The following is a 17,487-nucleotide window of genomic DNA, read 5'->3' as shown; positions in this document are numbered from 1 at the left end:
TGATATGTTTTTCCGGTTCGTGCAAATTCGGTTCACCTCTTGAGAATTCCCTCCACACAGGCGCTGCGCGCCCTCGACAGTTTCGCCCGTCATGGCAGCGTCTGGCGCGCCGCCGACGAACTGCATCTGACCCGCAGCGCTGTCAGCCACCAGTTGCGGCTGCTGGAGCGCGATCTCGGCTTCGATCTGCTGGAACGCATCGGCAAGGGCGTGGCGCTCACCCCGCGCGGCCAGCGCTATGCCAGCGACGTGCGCAAGGCGCTGACCGTGCTCGGCGACGCGGTAACGGGCGATGCCGGCACCGGCGTCGGCGGCTCGTTCGCAGTGTCCTGCACGCCGGGCTTCGCCTCGCTGTTTTTGTGCACCCATATCGGTGAGTTCCGGCAGATGTATCCTGACGTGGCGCTGCGCATCCTGACCCCCAGGCGGCTCGACGATGTCAGCAATGCCGACGCCGATGCCTTCATCGCCTTCGGTGTCGGCAACTGGCCGAACCGTGCCGTCGAACTGCTTTGCGAAATTTCGTTCACGCCGCTGTGCAGTCCGACGCTGCTCAACAAGGTCGGCGGCTTTTCCCGGCCAGCCGACGTGCTGCGCGCCAATCTGCTCCATCTCGATGACACCGAGGATTGGGCGCGCTGGCTGGCGCTGTCCAAGGTGGAAAACCCCGACACCGAGGGCGGTATCTTCTTTTCCGACATGAACCTCGTCTTCTCGGCGGCGATCGCCGGCCAGGGCATTGCCATGGGCGACGAGCTGACCAGCCGGCGGGCGCTCAGCGAAGGCCGGTTGGTCAGGCCGTTCGACATCGCGATCAAGTCGCCGCGTTCCTATTACCTGGTCTCCGAGCACGCGAAAGCAAGCCATCCGGTGCTGGAGGCGTTCGGGGGCTGGCTGAGGTCGAAGTTGTCGGAGAACCCGGTCAGGCCGTATTGACCACCATAGATGAATCAAATTTGCCGATCAGGCGAAAACTATTCGGTTGCGGTGAGCCGCCGGCCTGCCTACGATTTCCTCTTGGGACTGAGGAAGAGGCAGGATGCAGCAACCCGGCCGGGCCGCAGAGATCAAGGCAATCGGGATCGGCAAGAGCTTCGGCTCGTTCCGTGCGTTGGACAATCTGACGCTTGATATCGGCCGCGGCGAATTCCTGACGCTGCTCGGGCCCTCCGGCTCGGGCAAGACCACCTTCCTGATGATCCTGGCCGGCTTCGTGCAGCCGACCGAGGGCCGGCTGTTCAGCGACGGCACCGACATCACCGATCGTCCGGCCGAGCAGCGCGCCGCCGGCATGGTGTTCCAGGGCTATGCGCTGTTCCCGCATATGAGCGTCGAGGCCAACATCGCTTTCCCGCTCAAGGTCCGCAAGAAATCGGCGAGCGAGATCAAGAAGCGCGTCGGCGAGATGATCGAGCGCGTCGGTCTGATCGGCCACGAGAAGAAACTGCCATCGCAGCTCTCGGGCGGCCAACAGCAGCGCGTGGCGCTGGCCCGGGCGCTGGTGTTCGAGCCGGGCGTGCTCCTGCTCGACGAGCCGTTCTCGGCGCTGGACAAGGGCCTGCGCGGCCAGATGCAGGCCGAGATGAAGCGCCTGCACCAGGAAACCGGCACCACTTTCGTCTTCGTCACCCACGACCAGAGCGAAGCGCTGGCGTTGTCGTCGCGCGTCGCCATCTTCAACCACGGCAAACTGCTGCAGGTCGGTGCGCCGGATGAAGTGTACGACCGGCCGGATAACCGTTTCGTCGCCGAGTTCCTCGGCGAGATCAACATGCTGCCGCTGAAGGGGGTCAGGCCCGCCGACAATGGCTCGATCGGCGTCTGCGAGGACCGCGCGGTCAGCATGCACTGCAAGGCCGAGAAAGTCCGCGGCGACGCTATCCTGGCGATCCGGCCCGAACACATGTCGATCGCGCGTGAAGCGGCCGCCGGCGAGAACGGCATTGCCGCGACCGCCATCGCCTCGACCTATCTGGGTGCCGCGACCAAGCTCGATTTGACGACGCGGCAGGGCGCCAGGGTGACCGTCTCGGTGCCGAACGAGGTCGCGGCCGCGGCACTGAGCAAAGGCAATTCCGTCTGGCTGACCTGGCCGGCAGAAAAGGGTTTCCTCCTTCCGGAAGGAGGACAATGAGCGTCGGCGTGGCCTGATCTGCCGCACCAGATTCCGGAAACAATCAACTAAAACAAAGGGGAACTGACATGAACGACACCAAAAAACAAGCGATCGAAACGCTGTCCGAGAGGACGAGACGCGGCGAGATTTCGCGCCGCCAGTTCACGCAACTGGCAGCACTCGTGCTCGCCGGCGCGCCGATGCTGCTGCGCTCCACCGGTGCCTTTGCCGCGGCCAAGGAACTCGTGCTGGTCAACTGGGGCGGCGACGCCATCACTGCCTATGATGCGGCCTATGGCCAGGCTTTCACCAAGGACACCGGCATCACCGTCAAGATGGACGGGTCGGGTCCGACCGAGGGTGCAATCGCGGCACAGTTCAAGAGCGGAGCGCCAACCTGGGATCTGGTCGACGTCGACCCGTTCTCGGCCATTACGCTCGGCGCGCAAGGCATGCTCGAGCCGATCGACTACACAATCGTCGACAAGAAGAAGATGCGCCCCGGCTTCGGCTGGGACTATGCCGCCTCGACCTATTTCTTCTCCTACGTCATCGCCTATGATTCCGAGAAGTACGGCAAGGACGCCCCGACCGGTATGGCCGATTTCTTCGACGTGAAGAAGTTCCCCGGCAAGCGCTCGCTCTACAAATGGGGCGTGTCGAGCTGGGAAGCGGCCCTTTTGGCCGACGGCATCGCGCCGGCTTCGCTTTACCCGCTCGATTTGAAGCGCGCGCATGACAAGATCGCCGCTTTCAAGGAAAACGTCGTCGCCTACTGGGGCGGTGGCGCAGAGAGCCAGAGTGTGCTGCTCAACGGCGAAGCCTCGATGGCCATCGTCTGGTCGACCCGCGCTTCGCTGATCGAGCAGGATTCCGGCGGCAAGATCAAGTTCATCTGGGACCAGGGCCTGATCTCGCCCGGCGCGCTGGCCGTGCTCAAGAACAACCCCGGCGGCAAGGACGCGGCGATGAAGTTCATCGCCAGCGCACAGGATCCGCAAAAGCAGCTCGTCATGTTCGACAAGCTCGGCCAGGGTCCGGCCAATCCGGCGACCGACGCGCTGATCCCCGCCGACAAGAAACGCATCAATCCCGTCGATCCGGAGAACATGAAGAAGCAGATCCCGCTCGACATGGATTGGTACGCCAAGAACTACGGTGCCGCGCTCGACGAATACACCAAGATCATCTCCGCCTGAGAGCGGGATGCATTCTGATGGACTGCGGCATCCCGGTCTGTCTCTTCTGTTGGCCGCATTTGTGCGACGCCAAGTGGTTCCACTTGGCTGCAAAATGCTCGGGCGGTGCTGAACTGAGATGAGGGGCGTTCTCTCCGACAGGATGGGGGCGGCGCTGTTGATGGCGCCGCTGCTCCTGTTTCTCGTGCTGGCCTATGCTTGGCCGTTTCTCGGCGTGGTGAAGTGGAGCTTCACCTTGCCGACGCCCGGGCTCGGCCAGTACCAGGCTTTGCTCACCGACGATCTGGTCCAGTCGGTGTTCATCCGCACGCTGCGCATCGCCGCTATCGTCACTGTTGTCTCCGTCGCCGCTGCCTATGCCATCACTGTCGTCTGGGTGCGCGGCAGTCCGGCACAGCGCCTCATCGCCGAATTCTGCATCCTTGTGCCGTTCTGGATCTCGGTGCTGACGCGCGCCTTCGGCTGGGTGGCGCTGCTTTCCAATCGCGGCCTGATCAACACCTGGCTGCAGTCGATAGGCTTTATCTCCGAACCGCTGACCCTGGTGCGCAATGAATTCGGCGTCGTCGTCGGCATGACGCATTTCCTCATTCCCTTTGCCGTCTTTCCGCTGGCGTCCGCCATGCGCAGCCTCGACGAGCGCGTGCTGCTTGCGGCACGCGGGCTGGGCTCCAGCCGCATGCGCACCTTCTGGACCGTGTTCGTGCCGATGACACGCTCCGGCATCATCGGCTCGGCGCTGATCGTCTTCGTCTTCTCGCTCGGCTTCTTCGTGACGCCGGCGATCCTCGGCGGCGGTCGCAGCGTGATGATCGCCGAACTGATCTACCTCAGGATTTTCCAGAGCCCGGACTGGGGGCTTGGGGCCGCGATCAGCGTCGTGCTGGTGGTGTTCGTCGGCGCGCTGATGGCGCTGCTCTTCCGCTACGTCAGACCGAAGCAATTGGTGTAGCGTATGCCGACCTATCGCCCCGGACCCGTTTCGCTGATCCTCGCCATATTGGTGGCGCTGTTCCTGCTTTTGCCGCTGCTTGCCGTCATCCCGGTATCGCTGACGCCGAGCCGTATGCTGGCCATGCCGGCGGGTGAATTGTCGCTGCGCCACTACCGCTCGCTGATCGAGGACCCGCGCTGGCTGCAGTCGATCCTGCTGTCGATCCGGATCGGCATCGTCAGCAGCGCCATATCAACCGTGCTGGCGCTCTGCTTCAGCCTTGGCGTCTGGATGTTCCAGCCGCGCTTCACCGCGGCACTTGTCGGCTTCGTGCTGCTGCCGATGGTGGTGCCGCCAGTGGTCTCGGCGGTGACGCTCTATTTCCTGCTCACCTCGATCTCCGGCGTCAGTTCCTTCTTCGGCTACGACACCTGGCTCGGCGTCGCCATGGCGCATTCGGTGATGACTGTGCCCTTCGCCACGGTGCTGATCCTGGTCTCGCTCAGCCAGCTCGACCGCCGCATCGATCTGGCCGCGCGCGGCCTCGGCGCCGGTGTCTGGGAGCGAGCGACGCGCGTCATCATGCCCAATATCAAGTTCGGCATCGTCACCGCCGCGCTGTTGTCCTTCGTGCTGTCCTGGGAAGAGATCGGCGTCACCCTGTTCATCACCTCGGTCAACGCCATCACGCTGCCGCGGCTGATGTGGATGGGCCTGCGCGACAACATCGACCCGGCGATCGCGGCGCTTTCAGTGATCCTGATCATCATCACGGTGTTGGTTCTCGCGGTGCGCAGCTTCGTCGTCCGGCTGCGCGGGGCGCAGGGGGAAGGCAAGGCGTAGCGCAGGCCTCTTGAGACCTTCGGGGACAGCGCTCCTCCCGTCCTGCCGGACATCTCGCCCACAACGGCTTCGGGCTACCCCATGGCGCGGCGGATTGTCTTGGACAGGCTGGAGAGGAATGCCGGCCGGGACGATGCGTCGAGCTTCCACGACAGCACCGCCATGGCCATCTGCCGCGGCAGCATGCCGACCGACACAAACCAGGCGGCAAGCACGGCGCGGCGGCGCAGCGACACCGTCATTTCGAGGCTGGCGACAGCGCCCGCGGCCGCCAGCGCCAGCCGGGAATCCTCGGCCACGGGGTGCCGGTGCCTGTCCGCGCAAAGCGACGCCAGCCGCTCTTCCAGGTGGACCGGATCATGGCGAACAACGTCTGCCGGCACGAGGGTCAGGCCAACTTGCGATGCCTGGTCCGACAGCGCCTCCATGCGGTGGAAATCGTGCTCGACCCGCCAGCGTGCCCGCTCGGCTAGCTTCTCACCGAAAACCGAGTGATTGCCGCCGTGGATCCGGTAAGCGCCGACACATTCGTCGATGGACTGGACATTGCCATAGAGCGGCGCCAGCGTCGCAAGATAGCCGTCGGCACCCTGGCGGAAATCCGGTTCCGGAATCGGCATGATCGATTCCAGGGTCGTCCGGTCGAAGGCCAGCCCGCTGGTCACGGTCGTCTGATAGCGCCCTTTGTGCAGGAGTTTCGGCATGACGTCACCGCTGTCGAAGGGCAGTTCCGGCGGCGGAAAGACGTCCTTGATCCGCTGCCCTTCATCGACGATGTGCAGCCTGGATTGCACCTGGGCGGTTGTCGCGTCCCAGGTGTCGACGATCCTGGAGACAGCGTCCGGATAAAGATAATCGTCAGCGTCGAGGAAAAGGACGATGCTGCCCGAACTCGCGGCAAAGCCGGTGTTGAAGGCGGCCGCATGCCCTCCATTCCTTCGTCGCGGACAAGCCAGGATCCTGTCGCCATAGGATTCCATGATGGTCGTGGAGTTGTCCTGCGATGCATCGTCGACGACGATGACTTCGACATCGTCATGGTCCTGCTCCAGGGCGCTGTCGATGCTGCGTTCTAGGAAACGCGCATAATTGTAGTTCGGGATGATGATGGATACCGGGATTTTGTGAGGGGTAGGCTGCATCGCATTTGACCTCGCATCCTGCTTCGGTTTCGGCGAAAACCCGCCCGTGGGCTTGCCTCCTCTTCAAGCTCGCTCCACGAGTTCCCCGAGGAAAAGCAAGCGCTCTTTTCCTCGGAAAACGGGGTCACGTCTCTCTTCACGACTTTATGCAAGCCGCCATCGCCTTCGAGGACTGCGCTGGCCGACTGGATCAGGTGCGGTCGCGCAGCAAAAACTCCGACGGTACCGGCCATTGACCAAGCCCGGCGAAATGGCGCCGCCTTCGGTCACGGTTGGAGCGAAGCGAGCGGACGCCTTGAAGGCATGTCCGATACTGGCCTTCAAATGCGGCTGGAACAAGCCCCGCCGTCCGACCAGGAACCGAGTGTCCACATTCATGCTTCGCTTGCTAGGCGTCATAACTGGTGGCCTCTTTTAGATGCTGCGCCATTTCCAAAGGTGCTGGCGGTGCGCTGCTTCGCGGTCCGTCGCACTGCGCCCGCTAACGAGGTTGTCGGCAATTCCGATGACGAATCGCCATCGTGTCCGCGTATCGAATGGCTATATATGGCAGGTATCCGAAACACGGATGGGCTTTCCGGCAAGCAAAAGGTCGGCAGCGCAACGGCTAAGGAAAAGGACGAATGACCGCGCCCGGCGATTTGTTGCAGGCAGTGTTTCTAAGGCTCAAAAGCGATGCATCCCTGTCCGCGTTGCTGGGCGGTGCCGGGCTGCTCGAACGGGCGGCCGACAATGCCGCTTTTCCCTATGTGACCTGTGGCCAGACGAGTGCCTTTGACTGGGACACCGGCGCCGAGAACAATGACGATCAGCTGATCACGCTGCATGTCTGGTCGAAAGCCCATGGCGAAGACGAAACACTTGCCATCATGGCCGCCATCGAGGCCCGCCTTGCCGATGCGGTGCTGGTGATCGGCCCGCGCGGCCAGACGCGTCTGTCGCTCGAATTCACCGAAGCCCGCTATGACGAGGATCTTCTTGTGCACCACGGACTGCTGCGGTTTCGCGCACTGACGCAGGAAAATGCCTGACGCACTTTCAATGTGACCGAAACGGAGTCTAGACTGACGCCTGCGGGATTTCGTCGGGTTGGGGCGGCGAAATCTTCAATCGGTTCTATCGCGGTTCAGGGGTGTAGCGGACATGGTTTTCGCATCGATCACCGTTCATTTCACGTTCAGCACCGATGCGTTACAACACCGACCATGAAAACGCTTCGCTCCCACTTCCGAACCGCGACTATGGCGCTCTGTGCTGCCGGGTTGTTCGCGTCGCAGGCGATGGCGATGCCGGTTGTCGCGCCCGATCAGGCCAGCCCGATCGTCTTGGCCGCATCCGACTGCTATGCGATCGGCCAGCAAGTAGCCCAGCAGAATGGCGGAACGCTGGCCAAGGCTTCGCAGTCGACGCGCGGTGGCCAGCCGGTCTGCGTCATCGTCGTGCTGGTGCCGGGCAAGGACGGGCAGCGTCCGCGCCGATCCGAAATCGTCGTTCCGCAGAACTGACCCAATCTTTCGTCTTACAGGCCTCCGTTTCCCAGGTCGCCGGAATCGGCCTATATCTGACCCAGTCTTCAATCTGACCCAGTCTTCAATCTGGCAAAGCTCTTCAACAGGTGTCGATCTCCGCATGCGCGTACTCGTCGTCGAGGATGACAAGGATCTCAACCGGCAGATAGCGGATGCGCTGGTCGACGCCGGCTATGTCGTCGACCGTGCCTTTGACGGCGAGGAAGGCCATTTCCTCGGCGACACCGAACCCTACGATGCCGTCGTGCTGGACATCGGCCTGCCGCAGATGGACGGCATCAGCGTGGTCGAGCGCTGGCGCCGCGGCGGCCGCAAGATGCCGGTGCTGATCCTGACCGCGCGCGACCGCTGGAGCGACAAGGTCTCCGGCATCGATGCCGGCGCCGACGACTACGTCACCAAGCCGTTCCATATCGAGGAGGTGCTGGCGAGGGTCCGGGCCTTGATCCGCCGCGCCGCCGGCCATGCCTCGTCGGAACTCACCTGTGGCCCGCTGCGCCTCGACACAAAGGCTTCGAAGGCCGACGTCAACGGCGTGCCGCTGAAGCTGACTTCGCATGAATTCCGTCTGCTTGCCTATCTGATGCACCATATGGGCGAGGTCGTCTCGCGCACCGAACTGGTCGAGCATCTTTACGACCAGGATTTTGATCGCGATTCCAACACAATCGAGGTCTTTGTCGGGCGGCTGCGCAAGAAGATGGGCATCGACATGATCGAAACCGTGCGCGGCATGGGCTACCGCATGCGTGAGCCGGAGGCGTAACTCGGAACCGCTCAAACCAACCGCAGGGGCGCCGCTTTCGCTGCGTTTGTGGCCGCGTTCGCTGACGTTCCGCGTCATCGCCTTTTCCACGGTCTGGGCGATCCTGACCCTTGTCGTCATCTTCACCCTGATCACCACGCTCTATCGCCAGGCCAGCGAGCGCGGCTTCGACAGCCTGCTGTCGGCGCATCTGTTCAACCTGATCGGCTCTGTCGGCATTTCCGACACCGGGGCTCTCACCGGCGCCCCCGATCTTGGCGACCTCAGGTTTTCGGAGCCGAATTCGGGCTGGTATTGGTCGGTCGAGCCGGCCTCGGAAGGCGTGCATGGCGATCTTCATTCCTCCTCGATGACTAAGTCGATCCCGTCGCCGAGCGTCGCCGAAGTGCCGTTCAATGCCAGTTTCCAGCGCAGCTATGCGGCCGAAGGCATCGCCGGCGAGCAACTGGTGGTGTTCGAGAGCGAGTTCGTCCTCGATGCGAAGAACCGCGCCGCGCGCTTCCGCGTGATGGGCAACAAGACCGAGCTGGAGCAGGAAATAGGCACTTTCCAGCGCCGCTTGCTGACCTATCTCGGCCTGTTCGGCATCGGCATGATCGCCATCAACGCGATCGCCATTCTGCTCGGCCTGCAGCCGCTGCGCAGGGTCCGCAACGCCCTGGCCATGGTGCGCGAGGGCACCGCGCAAAGGCTCGACGGCCGCTTCCCGGCCGAAATCGAACCCTTAGCCAACGAAACCAACGCACTGATTGAAAACAACAAACGCATCGTCGAGCGTTCGCGAACCCAGGTCGGCAATCTCGCCCATTCGCTGAAGACGCCGCTCGCGGTGCTGCTCAACGAAGGCCGGGCGCTTGGCGGCGCCAAGGGGCAACTGATCGCCGAGCAGGCCGCTTCCATGCAGAAGCAGGTCGACCATTACCTGCAGCGTGCCCGCGTCGCCGCGCAACGCGACAGCGTCGTCTACCGCACGCCGGTGGCGCCGCTGGTGCAGCGCATGGTGCGGGTTTTGCGGAAGCTCAACCCGCAGACCACCCTGTCGCTGTCGCTGCCGGCCACCGAGATCGTCTTTGCCGGAGAGCGCGAGGACCTCGAGGAACTGCTCGGCAATCTTCTCGAAAATGCGATGAAATGGGCAAAAAGCGCCGTTTCGGTCGTGGTGGCGCCCCCGGCTGGCAAGGATGACAATTTTTTCGAGATCAGCATCGACGACGATGGCCCGGGCATTCCCGAGGACAGAGCGCGCGACGCGCTGAAGCGTGGAAGGCGCCTGGACGAGACAAAACCGGGAACAGGTCTGGGACTTGCCATTGTCGCCGACCTCGTCAACGAGTATGGAGGCGTTCTCGCGCTCGAACGGTCCGACATGGGCGGATTGAAGGCGGTGGTGCGATTGCGGAGCCTCCAGTGACGCTTTCCAAGGCCAATCGACAGCGATGGACGGCGCATCTTATGGCGGCGTATCGATTGGTCCCGGAATGGCCGGCAGTGGCCAAATTTCCGACAAATATCAACACTATGGCCACGCCCACTTCTCCGATGACGCGGCCCCCGGCGCATCCATGGCAGGCTCCAACTCAAGAGAACCGGTTGTTGGCATGAAGATTCGCGTCGCGCTTGTTTCCGCACTGCTGGCCGTGTCCGGCTGCACCACCTTGAGTGGCAAGGGCCCCACAGTCGCGCCGACGCCAGCCTCGACGCCGCCGTCGGGCGGCAAGGTCACCAAGTCGATCATTTCAGCGATGGACGGCGGGCTCGTTGGCGGCTCGATCGGGAACGGCCTTAGCGAGGCCGAGAAGCGCAGCGCGCTCGAGGCTGAATACAAGGCGCTCGAATATACGACGAGCGGCCAGAAGGTGGGGTGGAAGGGCGATCAGGCTTCGCATTATGGCGAGGTGGTTCCGGCCCAACCCTATCGCGTCGGTTCGCAGGACTGCCGCCAGTACACGCAGACCGTCTTTACCGGTGGAGCAGGCGTCACGGCCCGCGGAACCGCTTGCCGCAACGCCGACGGCAGCTGGACGCCGCTGACCTGATATCCAGTCCGGGTCCAGTTGGATCCGCCGGTTGAGGTCGATCAAGGACGTCAGGCGCGCCTGCCGTCAAAGCGTCGCAGGATGCCCGTGTTGGCAGGGCAGGGCTCTGCCGTTATTGGAAGAACCATGCTGTTCTGGGTCATAGCCGCAATACTGACGCTGGGTGCGAGCCTGGCGGTGCTGCTGCCGCTGGCCGGGAGCTCCAAGGGCACGCTGTCCAGTGGCGATCACGATCTGGAAGTCTATCGCGATCAATTGTCCGAGCTTGACCGCGACGCCGCGCGCGGCTTGATCCAGCCGGCGGAAGCGGCCGAGGCGCGTGCCGAGATCGCGCGCCGCATCCTTCGCCTCCACGATGTGGATACGGCCGGCAAAACATCTGCCAGGCAGGGCTCGGTCATCGCCAGAATGGTCGCGACCGCGGCCGTACTGGCGGTACCGCTTGTCAGCTGGGGTCTTTACAGCCAGATAGGCTCGCCCGACCTTCCGTCGCTGCCGCTCAGCGAGCGGCTGGCCAAGAACCCGGCCGACAGTTCGGTCGACGAGCTGGTGGCGCGGGCCGAGGCCCACCTTACCGCCAATCCTTCCGACGGAAGGGGCTGGGACGTGCTGGCGCCGGTCTATCTGCGCATGCAGCGCTTTTCCGACGCGGTGGCCGCCTATCGCAACGCCATCCGCCTCGGCGGCGACAGCGCTGTGCGCAGGGCTGGGCTTGGCGAGGCGATCGCCGGTGCGGCGGGCGGCATTGTCTCTGCCGATGCCCAGGATGCCTTCGAGGCGGCGCTGAAGCTTGATCCGGCGAATGCCAAAGCCAGCTTCTATCTGGCCATGGCTTTGGCGCAGGAGGGGCGGAACAAGGAGGCGGCCAAGGCCTGGCGGGCGATGCTGGGCACCTTGCCGCCGGATTCGCCATGGCGCGGTGCGGTCGATCAGGCATTGGCCAAATCCGGCAACCCCGAGATCGCTTCCGGCGCGGCCGCGAAAGGCCCTGATGCCGTGGATGTCGACGCCGCGTCCTCGATGTCGCCGCAGGATCGGGAAGCCATGATCAACACCATGGTCGCAAGCCTCGACCAGAAACTGCGGCAAAATCCGCGTGACCCGGAAGGATGGATGCGGCTCGTTCGTTCCTATGTCGTGCTGGGCAAGGCCGATCAGGCACGCGAAGCGCTTAATCGCGCCATCGCCGTCTTTGGCGCCGGCAGTGACGAAGCGAAGAAATTCACCGCCTTTGCCGCCTCGCTCGGCCTGATGGCGACGGAGTAGATCGGACATGACGCGCAAGCAGAAACGATTGTCGGTCATCGCGGGCGGGTTGGCTTTCCTGGGCGCCGCCACCGGGCTGACCTTCTACGCGCTTGGCCAGAAGGCTTCTTATTTCTACATGCCGGCTGACCTCACCACCACCAGTGTCCAGCCCGGCCAGCGTATCAGGCTTGGCGGTTTGGTCGAGAAAGGCACGATCCAGCGCGGGCAGGGCGCGACGGTCGCCTTTTCGGTCACCGACACCCACAAATCGGTCAAGGTCACCTATACCGGCATCCTGCCCGATCTCTTTCGCGAGCAGCAGGGCGTCATAACCGAGGGCACCTTCGGCCCTGACGGCGTCTTCGTTGCCGACAGCGTGCTGGCCAAGCATGATGAGCGCTACATGCCCAAGGAAGTGGCCGATGGCCTGAAGGCCAAGGGCGTCTGGCAGGAGAGCAAGAGTGAGTAAGTCTGGCAGGAGAGCAGGCATCGACCATGGTTGAGACCGGACATTTCGCCCTGGTCCTGGCGTTCGCGCTTTCGCTGGTGCAGACGATCGTGCCGCTGTTTGGCGCGCGCTTGAACAACCAGCGCCTGATGGCTGTCGGCGGCCCTGTCGCTATCACCGGCTTTGCCCTGACGGCGCTTTCCTTCGCGGCGCTGGCGAGTGCCTATGCGAATTCCGACTTCTCGGTGGCGAGCGTCTGGGAAAACTCGCACTCGCTGCAGCCGCTGATCTACAAGATCACCGGGACCTGGGGCAATCACGAAGGCTCGATGCTGCTCTGGGTGCTGATCCTGACCTTTTTTGGCGCCCTTGTCGCCGCTTTCGGCTCCAATTTGCCGGCGACGCTGCGCGCCAATGTGCTGGCCGTGCAAGGCGTCATTGGCGCTGCCTTCTTCCTGTTCATCCTGGCGACGTCCAATCCGTTTGTCCGGCTCAATCCGGCACCGATCGAAGGCCGCGACCTCAATCCGATCCTGCAGGATCTCGGTCTCGCCATCCATCCGCCGCTGCTCTATCTCGGCTATGTCGGCTTCTCGATCTGCTTTTCGTTCTCGGTCGCTGCCCTCATCGAGGGCCGCATCGATGCGTCCTGGGCACGTTGGGTGCGGCCATGGACGCTGGTCGCCTGGATGTTCCTCACGGGCGGCATCGCCATGGGCTCGTACTGGGCCTATTACGAGCTTGGCTGGGGAGGCTTCTGGTTCTGGGATCCGGTCGAGAACGCCTCCTTCATGCCGTGGCTGGCTGGCACCGCGCTGCTGCATTCGGCGATCGTCATGGAAAAGCGCTCGGCGTTGAAAATCTGGACGCTGCTGCTCGCCATCCTCACCTTCTCGCTGTCGCTGCTCGGAACCTTCCTGGTGCGCTCCGGTGTCCTGACCTCCGTTCACGCCTTCGCCACCGATCCGACTCGCGGCGTTTTCATCCTGTGCATCCTGACGCTGTTCATCGGTGGCTCGCTGGCCCTGTTTGCATTGCGCGCCTCGAGGTTGACGGCCGGCGGCCTGTTCCACCCCATCTCGCGCGAAGGCGCGCTGGTCCTCAACAATCTGTTCCTGACCACGGCGACCGCCACCGTACTCGTCGGCACGCTCTATCCACTGGCATTGGAAGCGCTCACCGGCGGCAAGATCTCGGTCGGCGCGCCGTTCTTCGACCTGACTTTCGGGCCATTGATGCTGCCGCTGCTGGTCCTCGTGCCGTTTGGTCCGCTGCTTGCCTGGAAGCGCGGCGATGTCTTCGCGGCCTCGCAGCGCCTGATGGCAGCCTTCGCCTCGGCGCTGGCGGCGATGTTGGTCACCGGCCTGTTTATCGACGGCGCCTCGGTGTTCGCCGCCCTCGGCATCGGCCTTGCCGTCTGGCTGGTCGCCGGCGCGCTCACCGATCTTGCCGTCAAGTCAGGCGCCGGATCGGTGGCGCCAGCCGTCATGTTCAGGCGCTTCGCCGGCTTGCCGCGCTCGGTCTTTGGCACTGCATTGGCTCATTTCGGCCTCGGTCTGACATTGCTCGGCATCGTCGCCACGCTCTCCTTCGGCACCGAGAAGATCCTCACCATGCGCGCCGGCGAGACGGTGGAGTTGTCGGGCCATACGCTGCGTTTCGTCGGGCTTTATCCGGCCCAGGGGCCAAACTACAGCGAGGATCGTGGCCGCTTCGAGCTGATCGGCGTCAGCGGCAGTCCTGTCGGCGAAATCAGTTCCGCCAAAAGATTTTATCCGGTGCGGCAGACGACGACAACAGAGTCCGGCATCAAGACCCTTGGCCTTTCCCAGCTCTATGTTTCGCTGGGCGACGAGGGCAAGGATGGCTCGGTCGTGGTGCGCCTGTGGTGGAAACCGCTGGTGACGCTGATCTGGGGTGGCGGCCTGGTGATGATGGCGGGCGCGGCCATGTCGCTGATGGACAGGCGGCTGCGCGTCGGCACGCCATCGCGCCGGCGCAAGCAGGCGAGCGTTGTGACACCGGCGGGGCTGCCATGAAGGCAAGGCTTTCGCTGACCTCGATTGTTCTGCTGCTGGCAATGTTCTTTGCCGGCACGGCAATGGCGGTGAAGCCTGACGAGATGCTGGCCGATCCGGCGCTGGAGGCGCGGGCCCGCGCACTGTCGGAAGGCCTGCGCTGTATGGTCTGCCAGAACCAGTCGATCGACGAATCCGATGCCGACCTGGCTCGCGACCTGCGCATCCTGGTGCGCCAGCGGCTCGTCGCCGGGGACACCGACCAGCAGGTCATGGATTACGTGGTGTCGCGCTACGGCGAGTTCGTGCTGCTGAAGCCGCGCTTCGACCTGCGCAACGCGTTGCTTTGGGGCACGCCTGTGCTGTTGCTGCTGGTCGGAGGCGCATTTATTGCTCTCGGCGCCCGGTCGCGCCGGACGCTCGCGACGAAAGCCCTCTCGGCCGATGAACAGGCGGCGTTGGACGCGATCCTGCATCGCGATTGACGGCTGCGGTCACTTCCCAAACATTACCAAAGTTTCATGTGTCGGAAATGGCGTCGTAATGTGCGCCTCTCTAATTCTCTTTCCCCGGAATGCCGATCAAGGCGCGTCCATTTGAAAGAGGATGAGAGACCCCATGAATATTGCCCCCAATTCATATTCCCGCACCCGCAAGCGTCTTCTGGCGGCAGCCGCCTCTGTCGCTATTGCCGGCGCGATCGGCGTTGGCGCGCTGACCAGCGGCACCAGCCCGGTTCTGGCCGATGCGGTGCGCGTCGAGGCCCCGCAGGTTCCGAGCTTCGCCGATGTCGTCGAGCGCGTTTCGCCGGCCGTGGTCAGCGTCAAGGTCAAGGCCAAGATCCAGCCGACCGCCGATGACGGTTCCGATGATCAGGACGGCTTGGACAATCTTCCCAACAACCCGCAGCTGCGCCGGTTCTTCAAGGAATTCCGTGGCTTTGGCGACCAGGGCGGCGGCCAGAACGACGAAGCTCACCGTCGCTTCGGTCACCGCGACCGCAGCAACGACCAGCCGCGTCCGGTGGCGCAGGGCTCCGGCTTCTTCATCTCCGAGGACGGCTATCTCGTCACCAACAACCACGTCGTCGAAGAGGGCACCGCTTTCACCGTGGTGACCAATGACGGCAAGGAACTCGACGCCAAGCTGGTCGGCACCGATCCGCGCACCGATCTCGCCGTGCTCAAGGTCGAGGGTGGCAGCAAGTTCACCTATGTCGACTTCGCGGATGATTCCAGGGTTCGCGTCGGCGACTGGGTCGTAGCCGTCGGCAACCCGTTCGGTCTCGGTGGCACCGTCACCGCCGGCATCGTGTCGGCGCGCGGCCGTGACATCGGCGCTGGCCCGTATGACGATTTCCTGCAGATCGATGCTTCGGTGAACCGCGGCAACTCGGGCGGCCCGACCTTCAATCTCAATGGCCAGGTGGTCGGCATCAACACGGCGATCTTCTCGCCCTCCGGCGGCAGTGTCGGTATCGCCTTCGACATTCCTGCCTCGACCGCCAAGCAGGTCGTTGGAGACCTGATGAAGAACGGTGCGGTGCAGCGCGGCTGGCTCGGCGTCGAAATTCAGCCGGTCACATCGGAGATCGCCGAATCGCTCGGTCTGAAGTCCAACAATGGCGCGTTGGTGTCCAGCGCTCAGGACGACGGCCCCGGCAAGAAGGCCGGCATATCAGCTGGCGATGTCATCACCCAGGTCGACGGCAAGGATGTTGCGTCGCCGAAGGAACTCGCCCGCCTGATCGGCGCCTATTCACCTGGCAAACCGGTTGACGTTACCGTCTGGCGTGATGGCAAGAACCAGACCGTCAAGGTCGATCTCGGTAAGCTGCCCGCCAGCGACAAGCAGGCCTCAAACGACCAGCAACAGCAGCCCGCAGCTCCGGCAAAGCCCGACACGCTCGCCGATCTCGGCCTCACCGTCACCAAGTCCGAGAACGGCAAAGGTCTTGTCGTGACCGACGTCGATCCCGACAGCGATGCCGCCGACCGCGGCATCCAGCCGGGCGACATCATCACCGCGGTCAATTCGACCGAAGTCAGCGGCACCGAGGACGTCACCAAGGCGATGACGGAAGCGGTGAAGTCCGGACGCAAGGCCGTACTGATGCAGATCACCCGCGACGACAACAATCGCTTCGTCGCGCTGCCCGTCGCCAAGGGCTGATATAAAGACTTTTCCGATGCGGTGGTTTCAAACACCCCCGAGCCGCCGCATGGGAAAGCATGGAGCCGGGTACGTTAGTCAGTCATCGTGCTCTCCTCCAGCGGCAGCGGGCCTCCCATCGCCTGCTGCCGCACATTTTGGAAACCGCCCAAAGACGCTCCCTCGGGCCTTGGCCGACAGGATGTGGTGACTGCAGGACCGTGCCCCGAAGCAGGCATGTCCGGGATGAAGGCAACCAGAGAACAAGATTTCGTCGCACGCGATCCCGATCACCTTGATCGCGATGCGCTTTGGCAAAGGCCAAAATGCAGATGCCCGCTACTCAATCTTCAAGCGAAATCGCGTATAACGGCCCGATGAAGATTCTCGTCATAGAAGACGATCGCGAGGCTGCGGATTATCTGCAGAAAGCCTTCACCGAAGCCGGCCATACCGCGCATGTCGCCGGTGACGGCGAAACCGGCTTCGCGCTGGCGGACGCCGGCGACTATGACGTGATGGTCATCGACCGGATGATGCCTCGCCGCGACGGCCTGTCGGTCATTGCCGGGCTTCGCTCCCGGGGCAACACCACTCCGGTGCTGATCCTGTCAGCACTGGGCGAGGTCGATGACCGGGTCACTGGTCTGCGCGCCGGCGGCGACGATTATCTGACCAAGCCCTATGCGTTTTCCGAGCTGTTGGCCCGCGTCGAGGTGCTGAACCGCCGCGCCAGTGCCAAGGAGGCCGAAACCGTCTACCGGGTGGGCGACCTTGAACTCGACAGGCTGTCGCATTCGGTGCGCCGAGCGGGGCGCGAGATCACCCTGCAGCCGCGGGAATTCCGCCTGCTCGAATATCTGATGCGTCATGCCGGCCAGGTGGTGACGCGCACCATGCTGCTCGAAAATGTCTGGGATTATCATTTCGATCCGCAGACCAATGTCATCGACGTCCATGTCTCGCGGCTGCGCGGCAAGATTGAAAAAGGCTTCGACAAGCCGATCCTGCATACTGTTCGCGGCGCCGGCTACATGTTGAAGCGCGGTTAGCAGCA

Annotated in this window: 18 protein-coding genes; 17 read left to right on the top strand and 1 reads right to left on the bottom strand. The window is 63.5% G+C overall.

Translation table 11 applies throughout. The features are described 5' to 3' along the window. Nucleotides 1–39 precede the first annotated feature (39 nt). From JT360_RS19095 to JT360_RS19075, 5 genes are all read left to right on the top strand, one after another. Nucleotides 40–936 carry a LysR substrate-binding domain-containing protein gene (locus tag JT360_RS19095; protein WP_214473295.1) on the top strand — a complete coding sequence of 299 codons (897 nt, stop codon included), beginning with the start codon at nt 40–42 and terminating at the stop codon, nt 934–936. Between the two features lie 103 nt (nt 937–1,039). Continuing rightward, nucleotides 1,040–2,134 carry an ABC transporter ATP-binding protein gene (locus tag JT360_RS19090; protein WP_214473294.1) on the top strand — a complete coding sequence of 365 codons (1,095 nt, stop codon included), beginning with the start codon at nt 1,040–1,042 and terminating at the stop codon, nt 2,132–2,134. A gap of 68 nt (nt 2,135–2,202) precedes the next feature. Further along, on the top strand, nt 2,203–3,315 hold the full coding sequence (locus JT360_RS19085; RefSeq protein ID WP_214473293.1) for an ABC transporter substrate-binding protein: 1,113 nt from the start codon (nt 2,203–2,205) through the stop codon (nt 3,313–3,315). Between the two features lie 118 nt (nt 3,316–3,433). Beyond that, complete coding sequence (locus tag JT360_RS19080) at nt 3,434–4,267, top strand: ABC transporter permease (RefSeq protein WP_214473292.1); 834 nt, start codon at nt 3,434–3,436, stop codon at nt 4,265–4,267. Between the two features lie 3 nt (nt 4,268–4,270). Next, nucleotides 4,271–5,092 carry an ABC transporter permease gene (locus JT360_RS19075; protein ID WP_214473291.1) on the top strand — a complete coding sequence of 274 codons (822 nt, stop codon included), beginning with the start codon at nt 4,271–4,273 and terminating at the stop codon, nt 5,090–5,092. A 74-nt stretch (nt 5,093–5,166) separates the two neighbouring features. On the opposite strand, the gene JT360_RS19070 is transcribed toward JT360_RS19075, so the two are convergent. Then, nucleotides 5,167–6,234, bottom strand: a complete 1,068-nt coding sequence (locus JT360_RS19070) for a glycosyltransferase family 2 protein (protein ID WP_214473290.1) — start codon at nt 6,232–6,234, stop codon at nt 5,167–5,169. Between the two features lie 303 nt (nt 6,235–6,537). On the opposite strand from JT360_RS19070, the gene JT360_RS19065 reads away from it, so the two are divergent. From JT360_RS19065 to JT360_RS19010, 12 genes are all read left to right on the top strand, one after another. Beyond that, nucleotides 6,538–6,861 carry a hypothetical protein gene (locus tag JT360_RS19065; RefSeq protein WP_214473289.1) on the top strand — a complete coding sequence of 108 codons (324 nt, stop codon included), beginning with the start codon at nt 6,538–6,540 and terminating at the stop codon, nt 6,859–6,861. Next, nucleotides 6,858–7,265: a DUF3168 domain-containing protein gene (locus JT360_RS19060; protein ID WP_214473287.1), complete on the top strand. Its 408-nt coding sequence runs from the start codon at nt 6,858–6,860 to the stop codon at nt 7,263–7,265. The genes JT360_RS19065 and JT360_RS19060 overlap by 4 nt, the downstream gene beginning before the upstream one ends. A gap of 174 nt (nt 7,266–7,439) precedes the next feature. Then, on the top strand, nt 7,440–7,739 hold the full coding sequence (locus JT360_RS19055; RefSeq protein WP_214473282.1) for a hypothetical protein: 300 nt from the start codon (nt 7,440–7,442) through the stop codon (nt 7,737–7,739). 124 nt (nt 7,740–7,863) lie between these two features. Next, the gene (locus JT360_RS19050; RefSeq protein ID WP_214473276.1) at nt 7,864–8,529 is read left to right on the top strand and encodes a response regulator transcription factor; all 666 of its coding nucleotides are present in this window, start codon (nt 7,864–7,866) and stop codon (nt 8,527–8,529) included. Then, nucleotides 8,513–9,940, top strand: a complete 1,428-nt coding sequence (locus tag JT360_RS19045; protein ID WP_352127826.1) for an ATP-binding protein — start codon at nt 8,513–8,515, stop codon at nt 9,938–9,940. The genes JT360_RS19050 and JT360_RS19045 overlap by 17 nt, the downstream gene beginning before the upstream one ends. Nucleotides 9,941–10,127: 187 nt before the next feature. Beyond that, nucleotides 10,128–10,565: an RT0821/Lpp0805 family surface protein gene (locus JT360_RS19040; protein ID WP_214473275.1), complete on the top strand. Its 438-nt coding sequence runs from the start codon at nt 10,128–10,130 to the stop codon at nt 10,563–10,565. Nucleotides 10,566–10,691: 126 nt separating this feature from the next. Further along, nucleotides 10,692–11,831, top strand: coding sequence for a c-type cytochrome biogenesis protein CcmI (gene ccmI, locus JT360_RS19035; RefSeq protein WP_214473273.1), 1,140 nt, complete (start codon nt 10,692–10,694; stop codon nt 11,829–11,831). Nucleotides 11,832–11,838: 7 nt separating this feature from the next. Next, nucleotides 11,839–12,282 carry a cytochrome c maturation protein CcmE gene (ccmE, locus tag JT360_RS19030; protein ID WP_214473271.1) on the top strand — a complete coding sequence of 148 codons (444 nt, stop codon included), beginning with the start codon at nt 11,839–11,841 and terminating at the stop codon, nt 12,280–12,282. Between the two features lie 26 nt (nt 12,283–12,308). Next, nucleotides 12,309–14,300, top strand: a complete 1,992-nt coding sequence (locus tag JT360_RS19025; RefSeq protein WP_214473270.1) for a heme lyase CcmF/NrfE family subunit — start codon at nt 12,309–12,311, stop codon at nt 14,298–14,300. Beyond that, nucleotides 14,297–14,764, top strand: a complete 468-nt coding sequence (locus tag JT360_RS19020; RefSeq protein ID WP_214473269.1) for a cytochrome c-type biogenesis protein — start codon at nt 14,297–14,299, stop codon at nt 14,762–14,764. The genes JT360_RS19025 and JT360_RS19020 overlap by 4 nt, the downstream gene beginning before the upstream one ends. Before the next feature lie 133 nt (nt 14,765–14,897). Then, complete coding sequence (locus tag JT360_RS19015) at nt 14,898–16,451, top strand: Do family serine endopeptidase (protein WP_214473268.1); 1,554 nt, start codon at nt 14,898–14,900, stop codon at nt 16,449–16,451. A 356-nt stretch (nt 16,452–16,807) separates the two neighbouring features. Continuing rightward, nucleotides 16,808–17,482, top strand: coding sequence for a response regulator transcription factor (locus JT360_RS19010; protein ID WP_214473267.1), 675 nt, complete (start codon nt 16,808–16,810; stop codon nt 17,480–17,482). Nucleotides 17,483–17,487 lie beyond the last annotated feature (5 nt).

The organism is Mesorhizobium sp. dw_380 (assembly GCF_018588885.1).
In the GTDB taxonomy this organism is placed as follows: domain Bacteria; phylum Pseudomonadota; class Alphaproteobacteria; order Rhizobiales; family Rhizobiaceae; genus Mesorhizobium.
This window is presented reverse-complemented; position numbering and strand designations above follow the sequence as displayed.

Bases quoted from the DNA above. Each gene is read 5' to 3' on its own strand.
- JT360_RS19015 (WP_214473268.1), top strand. From the start codon at position 14,898: ATGAATATTGCCCCCAATTCATATTCCCGCACCCGCAAGCGTCTTCTG.
- ccmI (WP_214473273.1), top strand. From the start codon at position 10,692: ATGCTGTTCTGGGTCATAGCCGCAATACTGACGCTGGGTGCGAGCCTG.
- JT360_RS19090 (WP_214473294.1), top strand. From the start codon at position 1,040: ATGCAGCAACCCGGCCGGGCCGCAGAGATCAAGGCAATCGGGATCGGC.
- JT360_RS19055 (WP_214473282.1), top strand. From the start codon at position 7,440: ATGAAAACGCTTCGCTCCCACTTCCGAACCGCGACTATGGCGCTCTGT.
- JT360_RS19065 (WP_214473289.1), top strand. From the start codon at position 6,538: ATGTCCGATACTGGCCTTCAAATGCGGCTGGAACAAGCCCCGCCGTCC.
- ccmE (WP_214473271.1), top strand. From the start codon at position 11,839: ATGACGCGCAAGCAGAAACGATTGTCGGTCATCGCGGGCGGGTTGGCT.
- JT360_RS19010 (WP_214473267.1), top strand. From the start codon at position 16,808: ATGAAGATTCTCGTCATAGAAGACGATCGCGAGGCTGCGGATTATCTG.
- JT360_RS19070 (WP_214473290.1), bottom strand. From the start codon at position 6,234: ATGCAGCCTACCCCTCACAAAATCCCGGTATCCATCATCATCCCGAAC.
- JT360_RS19050 (WP_214473276.1), top strand. From the start codon at position 7,864: ATGCGCGTACTCGTCGTCGAGGATGACAAGGATCTCAACCGGCAGATA.
- JT360_RS19020 (WP_214473269.1), top strand. From the start codon at position 14,297: ATGAAGGCAAGGCTTTCGCTGACCTCGATTGTTCTGCTGCTGGCAATG.
- JT360_RS19080 (WP_214473292.1), top strand. From the start codon at position 3,434: ATGAGGGGCGTTCTCTCCGACAGGATGGGGGCGGCGCTGTTGATGGCG.
- JT360_RS19060 (WP_214473287.1), top strand. From the start codon at position 6,858: ATGACCGCGCCCGGCGATTTGTTGCAGGCAGTGTTTCTAAGGCTCAAA.
- JT360_RS19025 (WP_214473270.1), top strand. From the start codon at position 12,309: ATGGTTGAGACCGGACATTTCGCCCTGGTCCTGGCGTTCGCGCTTTCG.
- JT360_RS19085 (WP_214473293.1), top strand. From the start codon at position 2,203: ATGAACGACACCAAAAAACAAGCGATCGAAACGCTGTCCGAGAGGACG.
- JT360_RS19075 (WP_214473291.1), top strand. From the start codon at position 4,271: ATGCCGACCTATCGCCCCGGACCCGTTTCGCTGATCCTCGCCATATTG.
- JT360_RS19040 (WP_214473275.1), top strand. From the start codon at position 10,128: ATGAAGATTCGCGTCGCGCTTGTTTCCGCACTGCTGGCCGTGTCCGGC.